Genomic DNA, 23,705 nt, shown 5'->3' with positions numbered 1-23,705 from the left:
ACGATTTTGTCTCGCGAACGATAACGACGTGTCGAAGGGAGAATTTCACGATGGTGACGTTGAACATCAACAACCGGCCGGCGGAGGTCGACGCCGATCCGTCGACGCCGGTGCTCTGGGTGCTGCGCGACAACCTCGGGCTGACCGGCACCAAGTTCGGCTGCGGGACAGGAGACTGCGGCGCGTGCACCGTGCACGTCGACGGCCGGCCGGTGCACAGCTGCACGCTGGCGCTGTCGTCAGTGGGAAATGCGCGCATCACGACGTCCGAACACCTTGCCGACGAAGCGGTCGGCAAGGCCGTCCTCGACGCATGGATCCGGCACGACGTCGCGCAATGCGGCTACTGCCAGAGCGGCCAGATGATGAGCGCGGCCGCGCTGCTGCGCGGCAACAAGGCGCCGACCGACGCCGACATCGACAGCGCGATGGCCGGCAACCTGTGCCGTTGCGCCACCTACCAGCGCATCCGCGCGGCGATTCACGATGCGGCCCGCGCGCTTGCGTGAGCCTGCAGGGAGACTCCGATCATGCGTATTCGCACTGCCGGGCGTCCGGCAAGCACCGACGCCGTCCCCTCCGACGCTGCGCCCGTGACCGGAGCCGCTGCTCCGATGCCCGGCCGGCGCGGCTTCCTCAAGCTCACGGTCGCCGCGAGCGGCTGTCTCGCGCTCGGCCTCCCGCCGCTGCGCGCCCGCGCCGAAGCCGGCACCGTGCTTCGGGCCTCGCCTCCTCAAGCATTCCTGATCATCGCGCCGGACAACACCATCACCGTCGCCGTCAACCGGACCGAGGCCGGCCAGGGCGTCAGCACCGCGCTGCCGATGGCGCTGGCCGACGAGCTCGACGCCGACTGGCGCAATGTGCGCACCGTCCTCGCGCCGGCCGGCGAGCCGTACAAGGATCCGGTGACCGGTATCCAGATGACCGGCGGCTCGACGTCGGTCAATCATTCGTTCACGCAATACCGCGAACTCGGCGCGTCCGCGCGCGCGATGCTCGTCGCGGCGGCAGCCCGGCGCTGGAACGTCGATCCGGCCACCTGCCGGACCGAGAACGGGATCGTGACGTCGGGCACTCATCGCGCAACCTACGGCGATCTTGCGCCGGACGCGATGGCGATGCCGGTGCCGCAGCACGTGCCGCTGAAGTCGCCCGGCCAGTTCCGCCTCATCGGCAAGCCGACGCCGCGGGTCGATGCGCGCACGATGCTCGACGGCACGCTGAAGTACGGGATCGACTGGCGGCTGCCCGACATGATGGTGGCCGTGGTCGCACGCCCGCCTCGCTTCGGCGGACAGGTGGCGAGCTACAACGCGGCGGCGGCCCGGGCCGTCAAGGGCGTCGTCGAGGTCGTCGAGATCCCGATCGATCGCGGCGGCACCGGCGTCGCGGTGATCGCGGACGGCTACTGGCCGGCCAAGCTCGGCCGCGACGCGCTGCAGGTCACGTGGAAGGACGCCGGCTCGACCGTGTCGTCCGCCCGGCAGATGCAGGCGTACAAGCAGCTCGCCGGCACACCGGGCACCGTCGTGCGCACGGCCGATGCCGGTAACGCGCCGCCGGCAGCCGCCCGTATACAAAAGGACTACGAATTTCCCTATCTGGCACACGCGCCGATGGAGCCGCTCAGCTGCACGGTCGACGTCGGGCCGCCGAGCTGCGCGTGCGGAATCAAGATCTGGGGCGGCTCGTCGATGCAGACGACCGACCGCGCCGCGGTCGCGAAGGCGCTCGGTGTCGCCCCGGAGAAAGTGCAGATCTTCACGATGACGTCGGGCGGCGACTACGGGAGGCGCTCGACGCCGACGTCCGACTACGTGGTCGAAGCGGCGCGCGTATCGGCCGCGTATCTGGCGGCCGGCCACCTGGGCCCCATCAAGACGATCTGGACACGTGAGGACGACCTCCGCGGCGGCTACTACCGCCCGATGGTGCTGCATCGCGTCGATGTTGGCGTGGACGGCAGCGGCGCCGTGCGCGACTGGCAGCACGTCGTGGTCGGCCAGTCGGTACTGAAGGGGTCGCCGCTCGAACGCACGGCGATTCGCAAGGGCGGGACCGATCCCGACCTGACCGACGGCATCGCGAACAGTCCGTATGGATTCCCGATGCAGGTATCCGTCCATCAGACCGACGTCGACGTGCCGGTGCAGACCTGGCGCTCGGCCGGCCATACGCATACGGCGTTCGTGATGGAAACGCTCGTCGACGAGCTCGCGCACGCGGCCCGGCAGGACCCCGTCGCGTACCGGATGGCGCGGCTGTCCGGTCCGGAGCATGCGCGCCATCGCGATGCGCTCGCGCTCGCCGTCGACAAGTCGGGTTACGCTACGCGCACGCTGCCGGCCGGGCACGCGTGGGGCGTCGCGATGCATGAAACGGCCGGCACGGTCGTCGCGTACGTGACCGAGGTGTCGATCGACGCGCAGAAGCCGCGCGTGCATCGCGTGACGGCCGGCGTGCATGCCGGGCGCATCGTGAATCCGACCGGCGCGGAAGCGCAGATCCAGGGCGGCGCGCTGTTCGGCCTCGCGACGACGAAGCCCGGTTTCGCGATCGACGTCGACCACGGTGCCGTCCGCAACGCCGGCTTCGCCGACTACCCGCCGGTGCGGATGCAGGAGGCGGCGCCGGTGGACGTGTTCTTCGTGCCGTCGGATGCGCATCCGACCGGCTTGAGCGAAGCCGGCGTGCCGCCGATCGCGCCGGCGGTTGCGAACGGCGCGTTCGTGCTGACCGGCGAGCGGATGCGTGCATTGCCGTTCGCGCCGATGCTGGTCGCATCGGCGGCGCCCACGCTGCCGGCCGCGGCCGCCGCGGAAGACGATCCATACGCCGACCTGCCGGCCGGCGGCTGCCGGATTCCGCGCAAGGCGAAGAAGGCCGCGTTCAAGCCGAAGATCGAACACAGCCAGGCCGGCGTCGGGCAGCCGAGCGCGGTGCCGAAATTCCTGAGGCCGAAGCGGCGCGCGGGAATTCCGTGCATCGATGCATTGAAGAAGGGGACGGTGACGTAACGCACGAGGGAGCCGCGGACCTGCCAGGGGTCACACACGCCGGGCGCGGCCGATCCGTAACCATGTTCGCCGGTTGCGCGGCCCGGCGGGCCGGGAACGCCATGGCCGCCCTTCCCGCCCCATCCGGTCAGAACTTGTGCCGGATTCCCGCGTGCACCATCAACTGCTTCGACGTCGACGACAGATCCGCCGCGCCCGGGATATACGCGTGGTCGAGCGACGAGCCGGTCGCGTCGCCTGCGATCCGCTGGTACGCGCCCATCACGTAAACGTCGGTGCGCTTCGACAGGTTGTAGTCGGCCATCAGCCCGACCGAATGGATCTGCGGCGTCGCGCCGCCGGTGGTCGCGTCGTAACGCACGGTCGTATACACGTACTGCGCGCCGACGAAAAATGCAGGCGTGAACTGGTATTTGCCGTTCACCTCGACGTTCTGGTACTTGATCGCGGTGACCGTGCCGCCGGCGAGCGGCCCCGTCACCGGTTCGATCGTCTCGTCGCCGAACAGGTAGCCGACGTTCGCCGTCGGCCGCGTGACGTTGCTGTTCGTATACGCGAACCCGACCGTCGCAGGCCCGGCCGTGTAGTTGATACCCGCGCCGAAGATCCGCAGCCGCGCGGACGCGAAGTTCGCATCCGCGCCGGCCGCCCCTGAACCCGCGACCGCACCGCCGGCCGTCGCTCCCGGATTGTCCGCATTCAGGAACGCCGCGCCGACGAGCAGGCCGCCGTGCTCGTACTGCGCGCCGATGCTCCACTGCCGGTTGTGCGCAAACCCGGTGTCGTCGCTGAAGCTGTACGTGCCGCCGAACGAGAAGCCGCCAAAATCCGGGCTCGCATATTTGACCGTGTTGTTCACGCGGAACGTGTTGCCGGTGTTGTCGTTGTCGAGCGGGTGCGAGAACGGATAGACGCCCCAGCTGCCATTCGCGGTCGTCGGCGCGAGATAGTCGACGACCGAATCGTATTGGCGGCCGAGCGTCAGCGTGCCGAAGCGCGTGCTGCCGACGCCGACGTAAGCCTGCCGCCCGAACATGCGGCCCCCCTGCGCGAGCGTGCCGCTGTTCACGTTGAAACCGCTCTCGATCTGAAACAGCGTACTGTAGCCGCCACCAAGATCCTCGCTGCCCTTCAGCCCCCAGCGGCTGCCCTGCGCGAACCCGCTCGCCATCTGCCACGCGCCGTGACCGCCGACGTCGTTCGTATAGTCGATGCCCGCATCGACGAGCCCATACAGCGTGACGCTGCCTTGCGCAAACGCCGGTGCCGAGCACAACGCCGGCATCGCGACGAAAAACAGTCTCCAGTTCATTCGTTTTCCTTATCGGTATGATGATCGCAACCGGCCCGGCGCGGTGTGCTGCGGCGACGCTTACTTCGCGCCGTAAATGTCGAAATCGAAGTACTTACGGTTGATCCGTTGATACGTGCCGTTCGCCAGGATCGTCGCCAGCGCGCGGTTGAATGCGTCGCGCAAGCCGGTGTCCTGCTTGCGCAAGCCGAGGCCGTCGCCCTGCCCGAAGTACTTCGCGTCGTCGATCGGCCCGCCGGCGAACATGAAGTCCTTGCCCTGCGGCTTCTTCAGGAAACCGTCGCTCGCCGCGATCGACGCCTGGAACGCCGCGTCGAGCCGCCCCGTCACGAGATCGGCGTACACCTGGTCCTGGTTCTGGTACGACTCGATCCGAACGCCGGCCGGCTGCCAGTTCGCGATCGCATAGTCGGCCTGCGCGGAACCCTGCTCGACCCCCACCCGCTTGCCCTTCAGCGACGCGGCCGTCGGCAGCAGCGGCGAACCCTTGCGCGCGATCAGGCGCGCCGGCGCATTCGAGATCCGGTTCGTGAACGCAATCTGCTGCATGCGTTTCGGCGTGATCGTCATCGACGACGCGATCACGTCGAACTTGCGCGCGAGCAGCCCCGGGATCATTCCGTCGAAGCTCGACTCGACCCACACGCAGCGCGCATGCAGCTCCGCGCACAGCGCGTTCGTGATGTCGATCCCGAAGCCGGCCAGCGTGCCGTCGGGCTGCTTGTATTCGAGCGGCGGATACGTGGGATCGACCGCGAGGCGGATCTCTTTGCCCGTCCAGTCGCCCGCGTGCGCAGCCCCTGCCATCGTCGTTGCCGTCAGCGCCACCGCGAGCGCCGCCATCCACTGTTTCATTTCCCGTCTCCCTGTTGCCGTCGTTGAAGGTGAATCGAATCCGTCCGTCGGCTCACGCGAGGTAGCGCTCCGCGAGCGCGATCCAGTAGCTCGCGCCTATCGCGACGCACGCGTCGTTGAAGTCGTAGCCGGGGTGGTGCAGCCCGCAACCTGTCGCGCCGTCACCGTTTCCGCTGCCGTTGCCGATCGACAGGTAGCTGCCCGGGCACGCATCGAGCATGAACGCGAAGTCCTCGCTCGCCGCGATCGGCGGCAGATGCGCGATCAGTGCGTCATCGCCGCCCCATTCGCGCGCGACATCGCGTGCGAACGCCGTTTCCGCCGCGTGATTGACGAGCACCGGATAGCCGCGGCGATAGTCGATCTCGGCCGTCGCGCCGTAGCTTTCGGCCTGGCCGCGCACGATCGCGCGGATGCGCCGTTCGAGCAGCGCCCGCACGTCCGGCGACAACGCCCGCACGCTCAGCTCGAGATCCGCATGCGGCGGAATCACGTTCGAAGCCGTGCCTGCGTGGATCGACCCGGTCGTCACGATCGCGAGTTCGTGCGGACTCACGTTGCGCGACACGACCGTCTGCAGCGCCATCACGATCGACGCGCACACGACCACCGGGTCGATCGTCGTATGCGGCGCCGCGCCGTGGCCGCCGCGCCCCGCCACGCGCACGCGCACCTCGTCGGCCGACGCCATCGCCGGGCCGTCGCAGAAGCCGAGCACGCCGGCCGGCAACCCCGGCACGTTGTGCATCGCGAATACGGCATCGCACGGAAACTGCGTGAACAGCCCGTCGTCCAGCATACGCTTCGCACCGCCGAGCCCTTCCTCCGCCGGCTGGAAAATAACGTTGAGCGTGCCGGTGAAGCGCGCGCGCTCGGCGAGACAGCGTGCCGCCGCGAGCAGCATCGCCGTATGGCCGTCGTGGCCGCACGCGTGCATCACGCCGTCGCGCCGGCTCGCATGAGGCAGGCCGGTCGTCTCCTGGATCGGCAGTGCGTCCATGTCCGCGCGCAGCCCGAGCCGCTTGCCCGCGCCGCGCACGAGCGTGCCGACCACCCCGGTGCCGCCGAGGCCCCGCGTGACGCGATAACCCCATGTTGTCAGGCATTCGGCGACAAGCTCGCTGGTGGCATGCTCGTCGAAACCGAGTTCCGGATGCGTATGCAACCGGCGGCGCAGCGCGATCATCTCCGTCTCGATGACTGCCATCTCGGGCGCAATGCGTGTTCTGTCCAACGTCGATACTCCCCGGTTGCCGATCGCCGAAGCGGCGGATCGTGACGCGATCGTAGGCAGCGAAAATACCGGCGAACAGTCGCAGTTTCGTTATGATGACAACCTTTCGTTGTCGGCTGGCGCATCGTTTCGCCGCCCTTCACACCATGACCGCGATCAAGTTGCATCAGTTGCAGGCGCTCGTCGCCAGCGCGGAGGCCGGGAGCATCCGCGGCGCGGCACGCTCGCTCGGGCTGTCGCAGGCGGCCGTCACGCGCGCGCTGCGCGAACTGGAGGCCAGCGAGCGCTTGCCGCTGCTCGTGCGCGCGCCGGAAGGCATCGGTTTCACCGAATACGGCAAGACGCTGCTCACGCACGCGAAGCTCGTGCTCAAGCAGCTCGAGCACGCGCGGAGCGATCTCGAGCGGATGCGCGGGCGTGTCGAGGGGCGGCTGAGCGTCGGCGTCACGCCGTGGCTGACGATGACGTTTCTCGCGGAAACCGTGCTGCAGTTCCGCGAGCGGATGCCGGACGTGCGGCTCGAGCTGTACGAGGCGCTGATGGCCGTCGCGCAACCGCTGCTGCGCGACGGCAGCATGGATTTCGCGCTCGGCCACGTGCAGCCGGGCGGCGTGGCGCGGGAATTTGCGTTCGAACCGCTGCTGCGCTACGACACGTCGGTGATGGTGAGCGCCGGCCACCCGCGCGAACGCGCGAAATCCGTGCATGACCTGCTCGATTGCGACTGGGTGCTGAATTCGTCGGCCGACGGCCAGGCCGCACTCGTCGACTATCTGTTCACGCGGCACGGCGCGCAGATCGACGAACGGCGCATCGTGCGCGCGCAGTCCGTCGCGATGCTGCAGACGATGCTCGAACAGGCCGGCATGTGCACGTGGTGCCCGACGATCCTCGCGGCGGTGCCGTCGTTCGGCGAGCGAATGCGCGTGCTGCCGCTGAAGGAGACGTTCGAGCCGAGCGAACTCGGCATCGTCGCACGCCGCAGCAGTACGCTGAGCGAGGCCGCGCGCTGCTTCATCGACTGCCTGCTGCACGCGATCCGGCGGCATGCGCGCTCGGCGAGGAAGGAGGATCTGGCGCTGTTTCGCACGCTTGAACTGCTGATCTGACGCTGGCCGCGCTCACACCGCGTGCCCCGGCATCGTGGATCCGGGCACGACCGGGTAGACCGCCGGCGCCGCCGTGTTCTATACTGCCCCCCAGTATCCGGAACCGATCATCCTCCCATGCCGCATTCCCCCGAAGAAAAGAAACGTGTGCTGACCCGCGTTCGCCGTGTGCGCGGGCAGTTGAACGCGCTCGAGCAGGCGCTCGAGGAGGGAGCGGACTGCGGTCCGGTGCTTCAGCAACTGGCTGCGATCCGCGGCGCGATCAACGGCGTGATGGCCGGCGTGCTCGAAAGCCATTTGCGCGAGGAATTCACCCAGCTCGCGGATGCTCCGCGGCCTGTCTCCGAATCGATCGACGATATCGTGAACCTCGTCCGGTCCTATTTGCGCTGACCGGCGCGCGATCGTCGACGTACCGCTCCATTCGATGATTCTTTAAAGGAAACTCCCATGAAATCACGTGCCGCAGTCGCATTCGAGGCGGGCAAGCCGCTGCAGATCGTCGAAATCGACGTCGAACCGCCCCGCAAGGGTGAAGTGCTCGTCAGGATCACCCACACCGGCGTCTGCCACACCGACGCGTTCACGTTGTCGGGCGACGATCCGGAAGGCCTGTTCCCCGCGGTGCTCGGCCATGAAGGCGCCGGCATCGTGGTCGAAGTGGGCGAAGGCGTGACGAGCGTGAAACCCGGCGACCACGTGATTCCGCTCTACACCGCCGAATGCGGCGAGTGCCTGTTCTGCAAGAGCGGCAAGACGAACCTGTGCGTGTCGGTGCGTGCCACGCAGGGCAAGGGCGTGATGCCCGACGGCACCACGCGATTCAGCTACAACGGCCAGCCGATCTATCACTACATGGGCTGCTCGACGTTCAGCGAATACACGGTCGTCGCCGAAGTGTCGCTCGCGAAGATCAATCCGGACGCGAATCCGGAGCAGGTGTGCCTGCTCGGCTGCGGCGTGACGACGGGCCTCGGCGCGGTGAAGAACACGGCCAAGGTGCAGGAAGGCGATACGGTCGCCGTGTTCGGTCTCGGCGGGATCGGTCTCGCAGTGATCCAGGGCGCGAAGCTCGCGAAGGCCGGCCGCATCATCGCGATCGACACGAACCCGGGCAAATTCGACCTCGCGCGCGTGTTCGGCGCGACCGACTGCGTGAATCCGAAGGATCACGAAAAGCCGATCCAGCAGGTGATCGTCGAAATGACCGGCTGGGGCGTCGACCACAGCTTCGAGTGCATCGGCAACGTCAACGTGATGCGCGCGGCGCTCGAATGCGCGCACCGCGGCTGGGGCCAGTCGGTCATCATCGGCGTCGCGGGCGCCGGCCAGGAAATCTCGACGCGTCCGTTCCAGCTCGTGACCGGCCGCCGCTGGCTGGGCACCGCGTTCGGCGGCGTCAAGGGCCGCTCCGAACTGCCGGGCATGGTCGAGGACGCAATGGCCGGCAAGATCCAGCTCGCGCCGTTCGTCACGCACACGAAGCCGCTTACCGGCATCAACGAAGCGTTCGACCTGATGCACGAAGGCAAGTCGATCCGGACCGTCGTGCATTACTGAACACACGCGGCGGGAAACCGGTTGCCGTAGCCGGTTTCCGTGCGTGATCATGCCGGCAAGCCGTGAGGCTTGCCGGCGTGTTGCTTGTTCAACCCCTCTGCTTCAGACCGGCAACGGTCGTCATCGCATTGCCACTTCCCGCTGCGCAATGCCGATTCGAGTGCGGTTGCGTGCACCGCGCTACGCCACGTCACCATCCGAAGCAACGAAGCCGCCACGCGGTCAATCGCATCACCCCCGCACGCGCCGCATCCTGAGCGTCGCCGACGGCGATTCCCCGAATGCGCGGTTATAGTCGATCGCGAATCGTCCGAGGTGCGCGAAGCCCCGTTTCAGCGCGATGTCCGTCACCGGCGCGAGCGCCGGCGTCGCGTCGTCGAGCAGTTCGTCGCGCACAAGTTGCAACCGCAACGGCACTATCTGTGGAACGCGATCAATCACGAACCGGCCGCCGCGCTCGGGCCGGACGCGACGTCGACGCTGGCCAACCCTGCGAACTTCGCGACCGGGTACGAGGTCCGGCCCGGGCTACGGCTCGGGCTGAACGGCTATTGGCTGCGGCAGACCGCCGGCATGAAGGCGAACGGCCAGGACGTATCCGGCACGTGCGAAGCCGTGCTCGCGATCGGGCCCGGCGCGATGTAGAGCTTCTCGCCGCAGGATCACCTGATGTTCAACGCGCATTTCGAGGTCTATGCGCGCGACCGGCCGCAGCGCACGCGAATGGTGCTGCCGTACGTGCATCATTTCCGGTGATGCGCGATCCGGCCGGCGTCCCGGCCGGTATCGTCCGATGAATGCGATGCGCGCCGTCGCGCGCGAATCCGTGTCCTATAGTTCTGGAGATGGCAAGGAGACCCACGCATCACGAACAGGAAGGGAACATGCGATGACGACGTCTGCTCCTCCCCGGCTTTTCCCGCGCGCCGCGAAGCGGCTGATGCACCGCGTGGCATCGGTTGCGCCGGCGGTGGCCGTCGGCATCGCCGTCTCGGCCTGCGGCGGCGACAGTTCGATCGACTCCGGCGAACCGGCTTACGCGACGCAGGCGCGCCCGCAGATCGACGCGGTACTCGCGGACACGATGGCGCCCGGCGCGGTCGTCTACGTGCAATCACCGCAAGGCAACTGGCTCGCGTCGTTCGGCACGGCCGTGCGCGGCGCCAATACGCCGATCCCGACGAACGCGCATTTCCGCATCGGCAGCGTCACGAAGACGTGGACGGGCACCGTCATTCTGCAGCTCGTGCAGGAAGGCAAGCTGAAGCTGACCGACCACGTCGGCCAGTACGTCGCGAACGTGCCCAACGGCGACTCGATCACGATCGAGCAGTTGCTGACGATGCGTAGCGGCCTCTATAACTACTCGACGAGCCTCGCGTTCAACGAGACGCTCGATGCGCAGCCGAACAAGGTGTGGACCATCGATGAACTGTTGGCCATCGCCGAGAACCAGCCGGTCTATTTCGCGCCGGGCGCGGACTTTCGCTACTCGAACACGAATACGGTGCTGCTCGGCCGGATCATCGAGCAGCTCACCGGCATGAGCGCCGCCGATGCAATCAGGACGCGACTGTTCGCGCCGCTCGGGCTGACCGAGACCACGCTGCCGCCGCAGGAGAACACCGCATTGCCGGCGCCGGCGCCGCGCGGTTATCAGTGGGGCACCAACGTCGAGACGATCGACAGCGACACGCTGTCGCCGGCACGTCAGGCGGCCGCGAAGAACGGCACGCTACTGCCGACCGACGTGACGACCGTCAACACGTCGTGGGCATGGACCGCCGGCTCCGGCATCTCGACCGCGACCGAACTGGCCGCGTACGTGCAGCGAATGGTCGGCGGCGGCTACCTGAACGCCGATCTTCAGGCGCAGCGGCTCGCGAGCTGCACGCCGACCGATCCGTCGGATCCGGCTTCCGCCAGCTACTGCATGGGGCTCGCGAAATTCGGCACGTTCTACGGGCACACCGGCGAAATACCCGGTTTCAATACGTTCGCGGGCTACGATCCCGTGACGAAGACGACGATCGTCACGTGGGCGAACACGGCGGCCGGGCCCGACGGCATCGCACCGGCCAACGCGATCGCGCGGATCATCATGGGCGAGCTCAGCAAGGCGAGCGATGTGCCGAGCGAGGGGCGACCGTGACGGTCCGGCGCGGCGGGCCTATTTCACGGTCTGAACCGCTTCCCCCGCCTGCGCCGCCGGCGTGAAGCTGCACTTCGGATCGTTCCTGCCGCGAGCCGAGCAGCATTCGAGCAGGTCGCTCACCGACTTCGCGTTCGCGACGGTCCACTCGGGGAGGCTCCGGTTGTTGTCGATCGGCATCCAGTGCGTGAGCGGATACCGGCTCGCGCGCGCGTTGCTGCCCGCCGGCGGCGGCAGCATTCCGGCCGCGAGCGGCACGTAGATCTTGCAGCTGTTCTGGTCGCCGATCCGGTGACAGCCGATGCAGGTATTGCCGGGCGTGCTGATCGCGTGCGACGTCCACGACGCGAAGTCGGCGCCGAGATTCACGTACTTGCCCCACGGATCGGTCGGCACCTTGTTCCAGACCTGCCCGATCCACGGGCCGTACATGACCGGGCTCGCGTCGTGGCACGACACGCAGCGCTTCGTCGCGGTCGCGGCCGGCTTCCACCAGAACGCCGCCGCGGACGGATGGCCGGGCGGCGGCGTCGTCTCGTTCGGCGGCGGCACGCGCGCCGCGTTCATGCCGGCGGTGCCGCTCTTCTCCGCATGAAACCAGCACGTCTTGCCGTTGCCCGCATGGTGCAGCACGATGTCGACCTCGTCGTAATACGGGCTGCGGTTCGCGCGGATCTGCTTGCGGCGGCAAAACGCCGAGATCTGCGTGTCGCCGTGCGACAAGTCGAGGATCTTCGAGTACGGCGTGCACTGTCCGGACGTCGGCGCGTCATACGGCAGCAGCGCCGGGCGGTCGCACGTCATGTGCGGCGCATAGCGCGCGGGCACGCGACCGTTGACGGTGATCGGCACGTCGGTGCCGGCATTGCAGTCGAATGCGGGGATTTCGCCGATTTCGTCGACGCACTGCTGCGCATACGCGTGCAGCGACGCATCGCCGTCATCGGCTGCGAGCGCGACGGGCGCGACCTGTGCGGCGAACAGCGCCGCCAGCGCGGCGACGCAGATTCTGATCGTCATGCCGCCCCCTTCGTGTAACGCGCGGCCACCTTGCGGATGGCCTCGATGTATTTCACGTAACCGGTGCACCGGCAGATGTTGCCGCCCACCCATGTTTCGATCATCGCGTCCAGATCGCGCTCGTGCACCGGCTGCGCGCGCAGATGATCGAGCATCGCGGTCGGGCCATCAGGAAGCCCGACGCGCAGTACCCGCACTGGAACGCGAACGATTCGAGAAAGCTCTGCTGCAGCGGCGACAGCGCGCCGCCCTGCGCGAGGCCCTCGATCGTGTACACGTGCATGCCGGCCATCGCGCTGACCGGCGTCGAGCACGACAGCGTCTTTTCCATCGGCGCGCCCGGCGCGTTGCGCACGCCGACCGTGCACGCGCGGCACACGCCGATGCCGCAGCACAGCTTCGTGCCCGTCAAATCGCGCCGCTCGTGCAGGAAGTCGATGAGGCTCATGTCCGCGTCGCCTGCGTCGGCTTCGACGGGCTCGCCGTTGATGATCATCCGCACCGGATCCCTCATTGCAGTGCCTCCAGAATCTTCTCCGGCGTCACGGGCGTCACGCGGAACCGCCGTCCCGTCGCCATCGCGAGCGCGTTGAGCAGCGCAGGCGCGATCGGACACATCACCGCTTCCGCGATGCCGCGCGCATTCGCGGGGTCATCGCCGGGCGGCGGCAGCGCGATCAGCTCCTGCACGGGAACGTCCGGCAGCCGCGTGACCTCGTAGCGATCGAGATTCCAGCGGCCGCCGCCCGGTCCGTCCGGCCCGAGCGGACACGTTTCCGTCAGCACGTTGCCGATCCCCATCGCGACCGCGCCCTGCGACTGGCCTTCGACGAGCTCCGGCGACAACTGCCGGCCGACGCTCACGGCCGTCACCACGTGCTCGACCTTCACGCGCCCCGTCGCCGGATCGACGGACACGGCGACGAGCGCCGCCGAAGGCGCATACGTCGTGCGCCCGTAAAGCGCCGTATTGACCGGCGGCGCCTGCAGCACGCGGCTCAAGGGCGTCAGCCGATACGGATCGAGGCCGACCGCCACATAGTCGTAGTCGACCTGCGCGGTGCCGGACGCAAACGGATACGTTCCCTTCCAGAAGAACCCGGCATAGCTCGCATGCACGGCCGCGACCGTCTGCAGGCCGAGCTTGCGGATCGTGCCGAGCAGCGCCGGCCACGCAATCGGCGCGAGACCGTTCGCGACGAGCGCGCGATCGGCCCAGCGCACGTCCTCGGCGCGCACCGGTACGCCCCACCATGCGCGCGCGGCGGGCAGCACGCTTTGCAGAAACAGCACCTGCGCGGCGCCCTTCACCGCGTGGTACTGGTGGAACGCGCCGAGGCACGCGCTCGACGAACCGTAGTTGTAGCGCACCCACTTCGGATCGCCTTGCGCGAGCTTCGGGTTCAGCCCCAGCGCGTTGAACGGGCCGATCTCGCTCATCGCAATCGTTTGCGCGTTCTGGCCGAGAAATTCGGCCGGTGCGAGACCGAGCGTCGTGGCCGCGCCGTTGCCCATGTCGGTATACGGCGTGATCACGCGTACGCTGCTGTCGGGCAGGATCTGCACCATGCCGTATATTCCGTCGCCGGACGTGCCGTATGCCTCGTTCGCCATCGCGAGGCCGACGCCGTACCGGAGATTGCGCGCACCGCGCTCCGCACGCGCCTGCTCGCGCTCGAGCCACAGCGGATGGCGTTCGAGCCGGTCGAGCAACGCGTCCAGCTGCAAGTCGAACAGGATCGGCGCGCCCGTGATCGCGCGCCCCTTGCCGAGTCCGGGCGCCTTGCCTAGCAGGTTCGCGCGCCGGATCTCGAACGGCGACAGCCCGAGCCGCCGCGCGGCCTCGTCCATCAGCGTCTCGATCGCCATGAACGCCTGCGGGCCGCCGAAGCCGCGCTGCGACCCGCCGAACACTTCGCGTGTATAAGTCGATGCGGCCTGCGCGCGTGCGCGCGGAATCTCGTAGCAGCTCATCGCGCTCAATGCGGCAAGCTGCGCGACGTACGGCGACAGGTTCTTCTTCCCGCCGCCGTTCATCAGGAAATCGCAGGTGATCGCCTCGAGCTTGCCGCGGCGGTCGAACCACAGCGATTCGGAGAATTGCGTCTCGCAGCGTTTCAGGCCGACCTGGAATTGTTCGTAGCGCGACTGCTGCCAGCGCAGCGCGCCTCGCGCAAACGGCGCCGCAAGCGCGAGATACAGCGGGAAATATGATTTGTCGCGACCGCCGAAACCGCCGCCGGGGTAGCACGCGATGACTTGCGCCTCCTTCACCGCCACGCTGCTGCCGTCGAACAGCGCGCACGCACCCGTCGCGTCGTCGTTCGCCGATTGCGTGCCGAGCACGAGACTCATTTTCGACGCGGACGCGTCGTACCATGCGAGCCCGGCTTCGGGCTCCATGAACATCGGGTCGATCGCCGGCGTCTCGAACGCGTCGTCGCCGGTCGCGCGAACACCGATCCACGCGCCGGCGGCCGCGTTGCGTGCGATCGCCGCGTCGATGTCGGCGACCGCCGCCTCGCGATCCGCCAGATATTTCTCGGTCGGCTTGCCGTTGCTGCCGGTCTGGTAGTTGTCGACGTAGTTGAACTGACGATCGTCGTCGCGTACGTAGACGGTCACCGGCGAATACGGCACGGGCGGCGCGGCCTCCTTCGCCGCGACCGGCGCACCGTAGCGTATCACCGCGCGATTGAAGTCGAGCACCTTCCTTGCGCGGCGATAGATATCGAAGTTCTCGAAGATCAGCAGCGCGGCCGGCTGCCCGTAGCAGTCCGCCGGATGACCGGTTCGCGCGAGCCAGTAGATGTCCTGGTTCGCGATCGGATCGGCCTCGGGCGCGAGCGGAATCCCGCGCGCGCTCAGCACCGCGTTGTCGACGACGGCGATCGGCCGCAGTGCCGGCGGCAGCACGCCGAGGTCGTAGCCCTGGTACACCGCGTCGACCCGGTCGCAGCGCAGCGCATAGAGCCAGTTTTCCTGCTGCGGCCAGCCGACGAAGTCGCGCGCCTTGAAATCGCGTGCGTAGATTTTCCGGCCCGTGACCTTCGGCATGCCGTCGATGCGCCAGCGCGCGCGGCCGGGCACCGGCGCCCAGCTCGGGCCGTTCGCATCGGCGTGCATGTCGTCGGCGGCCAGGACGAGCGCCGGCAAATGCGTCACCGACACCGCAACCACGGCGCCGCTTCCGGCGAGCTTCAGAAACGTGCGGCGTGTCACGGGCACATGGATGGCCATGCTGTGTCCCTCGTTCGAATTGTTATGCCGGTCCGTCGAATGCGCGGCGCGCGCAGCCGCGCCGGCCGCGAGCAGGCCGATACGCGTGTGCGTTCGATGCGCAGGATGTCGGTGAGAAAGCGGTGCGGCGGCCGTCAGGAGTCGGGACGGAGACGACGCGTGCCGATGCCGGGCGGCGCCGCGAATCTGGCCCGCTGGAATCGAGCCCTCGCGGGTGCGCGCCTGGTCGGTGATGCGTCAGGCGGTGTGCATCGCGCTGCGTGTTCGTTCATGCTTCCCCCGGCCCTGATCGTGCTCGACTGGCCTGTTGTGCGTATCGTCGGGCAGTCGCTTGATTTTCTGGCGTCGTGTTCGTGTGTTCGTGTGTTCGTTATTTCCGCGATGCGGGGTGATCGTCCCGTTCGCGTTGTCGTTCAAGCCTGATTTTGAATAATCGTAGGAATTCGAATCGGGGATTTCAAGGGGATTTTCTGGCGGGCTGCGGGACGCGGCGGCTTCGGCCCGGCCGGCACACCGCCGCGATTCGCGGCGGCGCTCGAGGTTAGCCGTAGGGGGCCACCCGCGCGGGCAGTGGACTACGGCTGCGTCCAGGGTCGACCATGGGTCCGGGTTGCGTTGACGCCGCTATGATCGACCTGTCTCGCGACGCCGCCCGGGGGGGAGGAGGAGCCTCCCATGAAGACCTTGTCGTGCCGGCCGGCGAAGCTCGCCGGTCCGGCCCATGCATTCCTTACCGACGCAAACGACGCGACGCCTGCCGGCCGCTCACGGCGCCACACCGACGAACGTCGGCAGCAGCACGCGATATACGTGAATCATCGCGGGGCCGAGCAACACCATCATCAGCGCAGGGAAAATGCAGAAGATCAGCGGGAACAGCAGCTTCAGCGCGATCTTCGCGGCACGCTCCTCCGCGCGCATCCGGCGCCGCGTGCGCAGCATGTCCGACAGCACGCGCAGCGATTCGGCGATGCTCGTGCCGAAACGATCGGCCTGAATCAGCATCGCGCAAAACGACTCGATATCTTCGACGCCGGTCCGCAGCGCCAGATTGCGCAACGCCGTCTCCTTCGTGAAGCCGGAACGCATCTCGAGCAGCAGCAGATCGAGCTCGCCCGCCACCACGTCGCTGCGAAAGCGCAGCTCCTCGCTCACCTTCATCAGCGCCGCGTCGAGCCCGAGGCCTGCTTCCACGCATACCGTCAGCAGGTCGAGCGCGTCGGGGAAGTCCTCGAAGATCTTGCGCTTACGCTCGGCGATCCGACGCGACAGGATCACGTTCGGGACGTAATAGCCGATGCCGGCGAGCGCGACGAGAATGAACGACAGCAGCATCCGGTGTTCCGCGAGCCGCGTCGTGATCAGCGCCAGCATCGCGGCGCATGGCAGCGCGAGCGCGAGCAGCGTCTTCGCGGTGAAGTACAGCGCGGCCGCGTTCGGGTCGCGCCATCCGGCATTCATCAGCCGGACACGCAACGGCGAACTCTCCCAGCCTTCCTGCGGCACCGACAGCCTGGAGATCGGCTTCGACATCTCGACCAGCTTCGCGACCCAGCGCGGCGCGGGCTCGCCGTTGTCGCCGACACCGACGCCGCCGCCGATGCCCGCACTCGCGCCGCTGGCCTGCTGGATCCGGCGCTGCATGTTGCGCGGCGCAAACAGCAGCATCGCGACGAGCACGCCGCCGGCGACGAAGATGAACAAGCCGGCCAGCATCACGGTCTGTACTACGTTCAGGTTTTGCATGACAGCCTCGAAACGGTTCGTGAAGCCTGTGACGCGCGTCAGACGCGAATACGGACGATGCGGCAGATCCAGAACAGCCCGAACGCCATCGACACCAGCATCGCGACGACCATCTTGATGCCTGCGGGGTCCGTCCAGAGCACCGACAGGAACTCGCGGTTCAACAGCGCCATCACGGCGCCGGTGCCGAATGGCAGCAACCCGAGGATCCAGGCCGACAACCGCCCTTCGGCGGACAGCACGCGCACCTTGTCGAACAGCTTGAAGCGTTCGCGGATCAACGCCGAAATGCTGTCGAGCAGCTCGGCCAGGTTGCCGCCCGTCTCGCGCTGGATCAGCACCGCGATCACGAAGTAGCGCAGGTCCTGCACCGGCACGCGCGTCGCGAGATTCACCAGCGCGTCGTGCAGCGACACGCCGTAATTGATCTCGTCGAACGTGACGCGGAACTCGCCGCCCATCGGATCGGGGAACTCCTCGCCGACCATTCCGATCGCGCTCGTGAACGAATGACCGGAACGCAGCGCGCGCGCGATCATGTCGCAGATGTCGGGCAACTGCCGCTCGAGCTTGCGCATGCGCCGGGTGCGATGACGCATCACGTAGAGCGCCGGTATGCAGCCGGACAGCAGCGCAATCGGCAGTACGACCAGCATCGGCAACACGGTCACGCTCAGCGCGACCGCAGCGGCCGCGGGAATCGCGGCGCTGTACGTGACGAGCTTCGCGACCGTCCAGTCGAGGCCCGATTGCTGCAGAAACAGATCGAGCGCCTGCACGCGCGGCACACGCAGCAGCAGCCGATCGAACGGCTTCGACTCGTCGAGCATCCGCTTCTTGAGAATCGACAGCCGCTCCTGCTGCACGTTGCCGCCGGCCGACATCGCACGCAGCCGCGATTCGATCCGGCGCGCGGCCATGCCGTGCCGCGCGTTCCACCATTGATAGACGCCTTCGATCGCGAGCACGACGGCGACGAAGGTGAGAATCACAAAACCGTAAAAGATCGAGTCCATGAAACCTCCCCGGGATCGGATCGCGGCCGGTCGTCAGTTCGCCTCGTAGCGCTGCGACGGGTCGTACAGCGAATCCGGCAGATCGATGCCGAACGCCTGCAGCCGCTCGGCGAATTTCGGCCGGACGCCGGTCGCGCAGAAATGGCCGCGCACCGTGCCGTCGCGGTCCACGCCGGTGCGTTTGAACGTGAAGATTTCCTGCATGTTGATGATGTCGCCTTCCATCCCCGTCAACTCCTGGATGCTGACGATCTTGCGCTTGCCGTCGGTGAGCCGCGTCGCCTGCACGACGACCGAGATCGCCGACGCGATCTGCTGGCGCATCGTCTTCGGCGGCAGCGTCAGGCCGCCGACGCTGATCATGTTCTCGAGCCGCGTGAGCGCGTCGCGCGGCGTGTTCGCGTGGATCGTCGCGAGCGAACCTTCGTGGCCGGTGTTCATCGCATTGAGCATGTCGAGCGCTTCCGCGCCGCGCACTTCGCCGAGGATGATCCGGTCGGGGCGCATCCGCAGTGCGTTGCGCACGAGCGTGCGCTGCGTGATCTCGCCCTTGCCCTCGATGTTCGGCGGCCGCGTCTCGAGGCGCAGCACGTGCGGCTGCTGCAGCTGCAGTTCCGCCGCGTCCTCGATCGTCACGATCCGCTCCGAGCGCGGAATGAAGCCGGACAGGATGTTGAGCAGCGTCGTCTTGCCGCTGCCGGTGCCGCCCGACACGAGCACGTTGACCTTCGCCTGCGCCAGTGCGTCGAGCAGTTCCGCCATCGGCGGCGTGAGACTGTGGTAGCGCACCAGGTCGTCCATCTTCAACGGGTTGACCGCGAAGCGCCGAATCGACATCAGCGGCCCGTCGATCGCCGACGGCGGGATGATCGCGTTCACGCGCGAACCGTCCGGCAGCCGCGCGTCCACCATCGGCGTCGATTCGTCGATGCGGCGCCCGACGCGCGACACGATCTTCTCGATGACCTTCATCAAGTGCGCGTCGTCGTAGAACGTCACGTCGGTGAGCTCGAGCTGGCCGCCGCGCTCGACGTAGACCTGCCGGTACGTGTTCACGAGAATGTCCGAAATGCCGGGGTCGCGCAGCAGCGCTTCGAGCGGACCGAAGCCGAACATCTCGTCGTAGACGTCGATCGCGAGCTGACGCCGCTCGATGTCGTTCGCGGGCAAGCGCTGCTCGTCGAGAATGCGCGCGATCAGCGCCGAAATTTCCTGCCGGACCTGGTCCTGCGACAGGCGCGACAGGCGCTCCAGTTCGACGCGCTCCAGCACGGCCAGGTGAATTTCGCGGCGCAGCTTCTGATACGCATCGCGTACCGACGAATGCGCCGCCGTAACGGGTTCGGTGCCAGCCGCCTGCGGCTGAGCCCGATACAAGGACATCTGTTCGCGCAATGACATGATGGGTTCCCCGAAAGATTCACATGGACTTGAGCTTCGGCGTGGCCTTGCGGCCGAACAACCGGGACATCAACGGTTCGCTGCTGGTTGCGCCGTGCACCGTGCGCACGTCGCCTTCGACGATCTGCTTCGCACATCCCTGCAGCGCGCGCGCGACCGCGGCCGCGCGCGCGACGCGCGATGCCGGATGCCCCTGGTCGATCGCTTCGCGCACGGTGTCGGCATCGTCGGGAATCGTGCAGCTCGCGTGCAGGCCGAGCACTTCCTCGAGCGCGGAGCGGGTCCGCTCGCCGGCGCGCGTCATCCGGTTCACGACCAGGCGCAGTTGATCGGTCGAGTAGCCGAGCGATACGAGCATCTCGAGCAGCCGGCGGCCGGCGCGAACGTGCGGCATCGCCGGCTGCAGCACGAGATGGATCTGGTCGCTGCGGTCGAGCCCGACCATCGACAGCGGATTGAGGCTGACGCCGATGTCGAAGACCACGAAGTCGTAGCGCGGCGACGCAACGCCGAGAATCCATTCGAGCGCGTCCTCGCGCATCTCCGCTGCCTTGGCCGGATCGCCCGCGCCTGCCAGCACATGGAAGTTCTCGGTCACGTGCGCGACGCTCGCGTCGAGAAACGCGCTGTCGAGCCGCTCGATCTGCGCGCACAGCTGCGGCAGCGTCGACGGCGGCGTCTCGTCGCTGACGAGGAACGCGGCATCCGCGAACTGCTGGTTCAGATCGATCAGCAGCACGCGGCGTTTTGAGCCTTCGGCGATCTCGTACGCGACGTTGCTCGCGACGAAGCTCGTCCCCGCGCCGCCCTTGCACGACATGAACGACACGATGCGCGTATCGTCACGGTCGCGCCGCGTGCTCTGCGCGGCGGCGCGTTCGAGCGAACGCGCGAGCGCGGCCGGATCGAGCGGCCACTGCAGCACGTCGCGCGCGCCGGCCCGCATCGCGTCCAGCAGCACGTGCGGCGACGCGTCGCCGGTCACGAGGATGACGGTGAGGCCCGGGTGCAGGCGGCAGATCCGCTCGATCGCCGACATCTCGGCCGCGTCGGCCGCCGCACCGTCGATCAGCAGGATGTCGAATGCGTCGAGCCCGTCGGTTCGATGCTCGATCTGGGACGGACGGCCGGCCGCGCGAGTCACGCGATAACGTCCGCTTTCGGTGACGAGGCGCGCGATCTGCGTGAGCCTGGCGGTGTCGTCGGAAGCTACGAGGATATTGGTCATGACAGTGCCCAGTCGGTTCGATTATTGACAGGCGGCGCCGCCGGTCGAGGAATTCAGGCTTTCCCGCGGCAGCCTGGTGGTGAACGGCGGCATCTTGATCGACACGTTCACGAACGGAATCATCGTCTTGACGGTGACGTTCGTGACGCTGACGGTCACGAACGAGCAACTGCTGATGTCGCAGCCCGAAGGCGTGTAGCCGACCGACACGTTCGCGCTCGACAGCAGCGGCAGCATCGACTTCACGCGCTTCGCGATACCGGCTGCGTTCACGTCGCAGACCACCGCCGTGCGTGCGCCGAGGCGCATGGCTTCGCTTGCGGTGTTCCAGTAGAACAGCACGCGCCCGAATTCGAAAATGCCGATCAGCAGCATGATCAGGATCGACGCGATCAGTGCGAACTCGACGATCGCCGCGCCGCGTTCGGCACGGCGCTGACGCAGCGGAACATGGCGCGCGCTCATGACACTTGCCTCATCACGGTGACGATGTTGCCGAAGGTGATCGCGGACAAGCCCGGGTATGCCGGAATGGGCTGGTACTTGTAGCCCTTGACCTTCACTTCGACGAGGTTGATGCTGCCCGCCGCGGTGCCGCTCGGCGTGTTGTTGGTCGAATCGTAGGTCGGCAGATTCGCGAACTGCGGCGGATCCGATGCGTCGCTGCAATCGGTCGAATGCGTGGCGTCGCAAATGACCACCATCGACGTCGTGAGCCCGGGCAGCAACTCGGTGCCCGCCGTCCCGCACGTCGTATCGCCGTAGACGACGAGGCACTGCGCCTGCGCCAGCGGATAGGCGGCGTCGGTCGGCAGGTAGACCGACAGGTAGCGCGCGGCGTTGCGCGTCGCCTTGGTCAGCGTCTCGTACTGGTAGATCGCGCGCCCGAACTCGGCCACGCCCGTCGCGAGCACGATCATCGGCATCAGCACGAGCGCGAATTCGACCGCGGCGACACCGCGCATGCGGGAACGGCGAATCGGAAGCCTTTTCATGGTCGCCTCTCTTCTATTGAACGAGCATCGGCACCTTGATGCCGACCGAGCTGCCGCTGCCCGGCAGGCCGTGGGTCGCACAAGGCGTGGTGCCCGATGCCGTCGAGCCGAGGTATTCGAGATGGGCCACGACGCCGCCCGCGCCGGGGCTGAACGGCAGCGGGTCGAGCATCAGCACGCAGTCCCACTGCGTGACGTGCACCTTGCCGCTGCTTCCGGACAGCGTCGAGCAATCGCCCTCGGGGGCCAGCGCGAGCCGGCGGTCGCCGCCATATGTCTGGTAGTTGCTTGCCGTGGCGGTGCCGTTGGTCGAGATGCCGCTGCCGCCCGGCGGCGCGCCGTCGCCCTGGTAGGACTTGAAGGCCGCGCGATCGAGCACGAACTGCGTGTATGCGTCGCCGACGATGCCTGCGGTCCCGGGCGGCCCGTAGTTCGGGCCGACGTACGCGTAGCCGGTGAAGTCGGGCTGGCCGCTCGAGCCGTTGGCGCCGTTCGTGTAGATGCCGAAGCGGGTGTTCCACGCGCGCAGCGACGCGGCCTTCAGGCCGGTCGATCCGAGATCGGGCGGCGACGTGATGTTGCAGGTATTGCCGGACAGTTCGCTCGCGATGGTCGGCTCGTTCGTCGAACCGTCGAGCGCGGCCCACCCGAAGTTGCCGGGCCCGTACGTCGTCGACGAACCGGACGGCGACGAGATCCAGTCGCCGACCTTGTACGGCGCGCCGGACGCCGCGCGGCACACGAACACCGGAATCGCGCATGCCGTCTGCCCGGCGCCGACCGTCGCGATCGCGCTCGCGGACACTTCCGCCGCGTTCGCGAGTTTCATGCCGGGAATCACGTTCAGCACCTCGACGAACCAGTGAGCGATGTTGCTCAACGACGTCGTGCACTTGACGTACTTGATGTTCGCCGGCGTCGTGACCGCGGTCTTCGTCAGGAACGCATTGGTCAGCGAGTCGCTGAACGTCACGTTCGAATCGGTCTCCATCTGCACCGCGTTCTGCTGAAAGAACGCGAGATTCATGTGGCCGGCGGCGATGCCGTTCGCTTCCGCGACCGACAGGCTGATGGCCGAAGTAAGGTCGCGCGCGGCGGACAGCGCGCACGCATCGGCGCTGTTCTGCAGTTCGCTGCGCGTGACGTACAGCTTGCCGAGGTCCAGCGCGAGCCCGACGAACCCGATCATCACCGCCAGTGCGAGACCGACGATGATCGCGACGGCGCCTCGCTGGCGATGCAGGCCGCGACGCGTGAGTTTCGGATGACGAACTGCGCTGGACATGGCGTTCTCCCTGAGCATGCTGTCGTTATTGGCCGGCCTTGCCGATGCCGATCACGAACGCATTGGCCGGCGGCTGCACCTGCTTGAACGATTTGTCGTAGTTGTCGAGTGCGGCGGCAGCCGCGGCGCCGTCGACGCCCGGAGCCGATGTCGCGTGTTCGGCGGCATGCGGATCGATGATCTGGGCCCGCATCACGGTGCGGACCGAATCGCCGAAGCGGCTGTCCCACACCGGGGTCGACGACATGCAGCCGGCAAGCGCGAACGCGAGCGGGACGGCGAGCGCCGCGCGGCGCACGAATACGAGGTAGGCGGATTTCATGAGCGTCCCCTTGGATGGCTTCAACGATCGGTGGATTGCGATTCCGCGTTCGCGCGCGCGACCTGCGCGGGCGCTGCCGCCGGCATGCGCCGCTTCGACTGCGCGGCCGGTCTGGCCGGCGCGTCGGCGCCGGCGGCCGCGAGTCGCGCGGCGGTGGCTTCGACCCGCGCGATCCGGGCCGCGCTCTCCGCATCCCGCTGCGGAGCGGCT

21 protein-coding genes and 3 pseudogenes are annotated in these 23,705 nt (G+C 67.6%); 7 read left to right on the top strand and 17 right to left on the bottom strand.

The genetic code is table 11. The features are described 5' to 3' along the window. The first annotated feature begins 50 nt into the window (after positions 1–50). Both BSE24067_RS24140 and BSE24067_RS24135 read left to right on the top strand, forming a co-directional pair. The gene (locus BSE24067_RS24140) at positions 51–509 is read left to right on the top strand and encodes a (2Fe-2S)-binding protein (RefSeq protein WP_151066310.1); all 459 of its coding nucleotides are present in this window, start codon (positions 51–53) and stop codon (positions 507–509) included. Positions 510–530: 21 nt separating this feature from the next. Continuing rightward, positions 531–3,020, top strand: a complete 2,490-nt coding sequence (locus BSE24067_RS24135) for a xanthine dehydrogenase family protein molybdopterin-binding subunit (protein WP_151066311.1) — start codon at positions 531–533, stop codon at positions 3,018–3,020. A 127-nt stretch (positions 3,021–3,147) separates the two neighbouring features. Here the strand turns inward: BSE24067_RS24135 and BSE24067_RS24130 are convergent, their stop codons facing one another. The 3 genes from BSE24067_RS24130 to BSE24067_RS24120 are packed head-to-tail and all read right to left on the bottom strand — an operon-like array spanning position 3,148 to position 6,373. Continuing rightward, positions 3,148–4,332 (bottom strand): porin, encoded by a 1,185-nt coding sequence (locus BSE24067_RS24130; protein WP_151066312.1) that lies wholly within the window; start codon positions 4,330–4,332, stop codon positions 3,148–3,150. A gap of 60 nt (positions 4,333–4,392) precedes the next feature. Then, positions 4,393–5,187 (bottom strand): ABC transporter substrate-binding protein, encoded by a 795-nt coding sequence (locus tag BSE24067_RS24125; protein ID WP_151066313.1) that lies wholly within the window; start codon positions 5,185–5,187, stop codon positions 4,393–4,395. 52 nt (positions 5,188–5,239) lie between these two features. Continuing rightward, positions 5,240–6,373 carry a M20 aminoacylase family protein gene (locus BSE24067_RS24120; RefSeq protein WP_420883504.1) on the bottom strand — a complete coding sequence of 378 codons (1,134 nt, stop codon included), beginning with the start codon at positions 6,371–6,373 and terminating at the stop codon, positions 5,240–5,242. Between the two features lie 194 nt (positions 6,374–6,567). On the opposite strand from BSE24067_RS24120, the gene BSE24067_RS24115 reads away from it, so the two are divergent. The 3 genes from BSE24067_RS24115 to BSE24067_RS24105 all read left to right on the top strand — a co-directional run bounded on the left by BSE24067_RS24115 (position 6,568) and on the right by BSE24067_RS24105 (position 9,090). Next, positions 6,568–7,530: a LysR substrate-binding domain-containing protein gene (locus BSE24067_RS24115; protein WP_151066315.1), complete on the top strand. Its 963-nt coding sequence runs from the start codon at positions 6,568–6,570 to the stop codon at positions 7,528–7,530. 117 nt (positions 7,531–7,647) lie between these two features. Next, positions 7,648–7,923 (top strand): formaldehyde-responsive transcriptional repressor FrmR, encoded by a 276-nt coding sequence (gene frmR / locus BSE24067_RS24110; RefSeq protein WP_151066316.1) that lies wholly within the window; start codon positions 7,648–7,650, stop codon positions 7,921–7,923. Between the two features lie 57 nt (positions 7,924–7,980). After that, a complete protein-coding gene (locus BSE24067_RS24105) occupies positions 7,981–9,090 on the top strand; it encodes an S-(hydroxymethyl)glutathione dehydrogenase/class III alcohol dehydrogenase (protein WP_151066317.1) in 1,110 nt (369 codons plus the stop codon). 231 nt (positions 9,091–9,321) lie between these two features. On the opposite strand, the pseudogene BSE24067_RS24100 reads toward BSE24067_RS24105, so the two are convergent. Next, positions 9,322–9,501 (bottom strand): annotated as a pseudogene (locus BSE24067_RS24100) (helix-turn-helix domain-containing protein); the annotation flags it as partial. 3 nt (positions 9,502–9,504) lie between these two features. Here BSE24067_RS24100 and BSE24067_RS24095 point away from each other — a divergent pair. Continuing rightward, a pseudogene (locus BSE24067_RS24095) lies at positions 9,505–9,846 on the top strand (transporter); the annotation flags it as partial. Between the two features lie 133 nt (positions 9,847–9,979). Beyond that, positions 9,980–11,242 (top strand): serine hydrolase domain-containing protein, encoded by a 1,263-nt coding sequence (locus BSE24067_RS24090; protein ID WP_151066318.1) that lies wholly within the window; start codon positions 9,980–9,982, stop codon positions 11,240–11,242. An 18-nt stretch (positions 11,243–11,260) separates the two neighbouring features. On the opposite strand, the gene BSE24067_RS24085 is transcribed toward BSE24067_RS24090, so the two are convergent. The 13 genes and pseudogenes from BSE24067_RS24085 to BSE24067_RS24030 all read right to left on the bottom strand — a co-directional run. Further along, positions 11,261–12,262 carry a hypothetical protein gene (locus tag BSE24067_RS24085; RefSeq protein WP_151066319.1) on the bottom strand — a complete coding sequence of 334 codons (1,002 nt, stop codon included), beginning with the start codon at positions 12,260–12,262 and terminating at the stop codon, positions 11,261–11,263. Beyond that, positions 12,259–12,417, bottom strand: a complete 159-nt coding sequence (locus BSE24067_RS32645) for a 2Fe-2S iron-sulfur cluster-binding protein (RefSeq protein WP_244130523.1) — start codon at positions 12,415–12,417, stop codon at positions 12,259–12,261. The genes BSE24067_RS24085 and BSE24067_RS32645 overlap by 4 nt, the downstream gene beginning before the upstream one ends. Continuing rightward, entirely contained in the window at positions 12,363–12,776 is a 414-nt protein-coding gene (locus tag BSE24067_RS24080; protein ID WP_244130524.1) for a (2Fe-2S)-binding protein, read from the bottom strand. The genes BSE24067_RS32645 and BSE24067_RS24080 overlap by 55 nt, the downstream gene beginning before the upstream one ends. After that, positions 12,773–15,502 (bottom strand): xanthine dehydrogenase family protein molybdopterin-binding subunit, encoded by a 2,730-nt coding sequence (locus BSE24067_RS24075; RefSeq protein WP_151066320.1) that lies wholly within the window; start codon positions 15,500–15,502, stop codon positions 12,773–12,775. The genes BSE24067_RS24080 and BSE24067_RS24075 overlap by 4 nt, the downstream gene beginning before the upstream one ends. A gap of 765 nt (positions 15,503–16,267) precedes the next feature. Continuing rightward, positions 16,268–17,248, bottom strand: a complete 981-nt coding sequence (locus tag BSE24067_RS24070; RefSeq protein ID WP_151066321.1) for a type II secretion system F family protein — start codon at positions 17,246–17,248, stop codon at positions 16,268–16,270. A 38-nt stretch (positions 17,249–17,286) separates the two neighbouring features. Beyond that, on the bottom strand, positions 17,287–18,264 hold the full coding sequence (locus BSE24067_RS24065; RefSeq protein WP_151066322.1) for a type II secretion system F family protein: 978 nt from the start codon (positions 18,262–18,264) through the stop codon (positions 17,287–17,289). A 33-nt stretch (positions 18,265–18,297) separates the two neighbouring features. Beyond that, a complete protein-coding gene (locus BSE24067_RS24060; RefSeq protein WP_151066323.1) occupies positions 18,298–19,665 on the bottom strand; it encodes a TadA family conjugal transfer-associated ATPase in 1,368 nt (455 codons plus the stop codon). A 19-nt stretch (positions 19,666–19,684) separates the two neighbouring features. Then, entirely contained in the window at positions 19,685–20,893 is a 1,209-nt protein-coding gene (locus BSE24067_RS24055) for an AAA family ATPase (protein ID WP_151066324.1), read from the bottom strand. A 21-nt stretch (positions 20,894–20,914) separates the two neighbouring features. Then, positions 20,915–21,358, bottom strand: a complete 444-nt coding sequence (locus BSE24067_RS24050) for a TadE/TadG family type IV pilus assembly protein (RefSeq protein ID WP_151066325.1) — start codon at positions 21,356–21,358, stop codon at positions 20,915–20,917. Then, on the bottom strand, positions 21,355–21,858 hold the full coding sequence (locus BSE24067_RS24045) for a TadE/TadG family type IV pilus assembly protein (protein ID WP_174904886.1): 504 nt from the start codon (positions 21,856–21,858) through the stop codon (positions 21,355–21,357). Before BSE24067_RS24045 ends, BSE24067_RS24050 begins: the two co-directional genes overlap by 4 nt. A 43-nt stretch (positions 21,859–21,901) precedes the next feature. Beyond that, positions 21,902–23,173 (bottom strand): pilus assembly protein TadG-related protein, encoded by a 1,272-nt coding sequence (locus tag BSE24067_RS24040; protein ID WP_151066327.1) that lies wholly within the window; start codon positions 23,171–23,173, stop codon positions 21,902–21,904. Positions 23,174–23,198: 25 nt separating this feature from the next. Then, positions 23,199–23,495 (bottom strand): hypothetical protein, encoded by a 297-nt coding sequence (locus BSE24067_RS24035; RefSeq protein WP_151066328.1) that lies wholly within the window; start codon positions 23,493–23,495, stop codon positions 23,199–23,201. A 20-nt stretch (positions 23,496–23,515) separates the two neighbouring features. Then, a pseudogene (locus BSE24067_RS24030) lies at positions 23,516–23,705 on the bottom strand (hypothetical protein); the annotation flags it as partial.

The sequence above is a fragment of the Burkholderia latens genome, assembly GCF_902499045.1.
GTDB lineage: Bacteria > Pseudomonadota > Gammaproteobacteria > Burkholderiales > Burkholderiaceae > Burkholderia > Burkholderia latens.
This window is presented reverse-complemented; position numbering and strand designations above follow the sequence as displayed.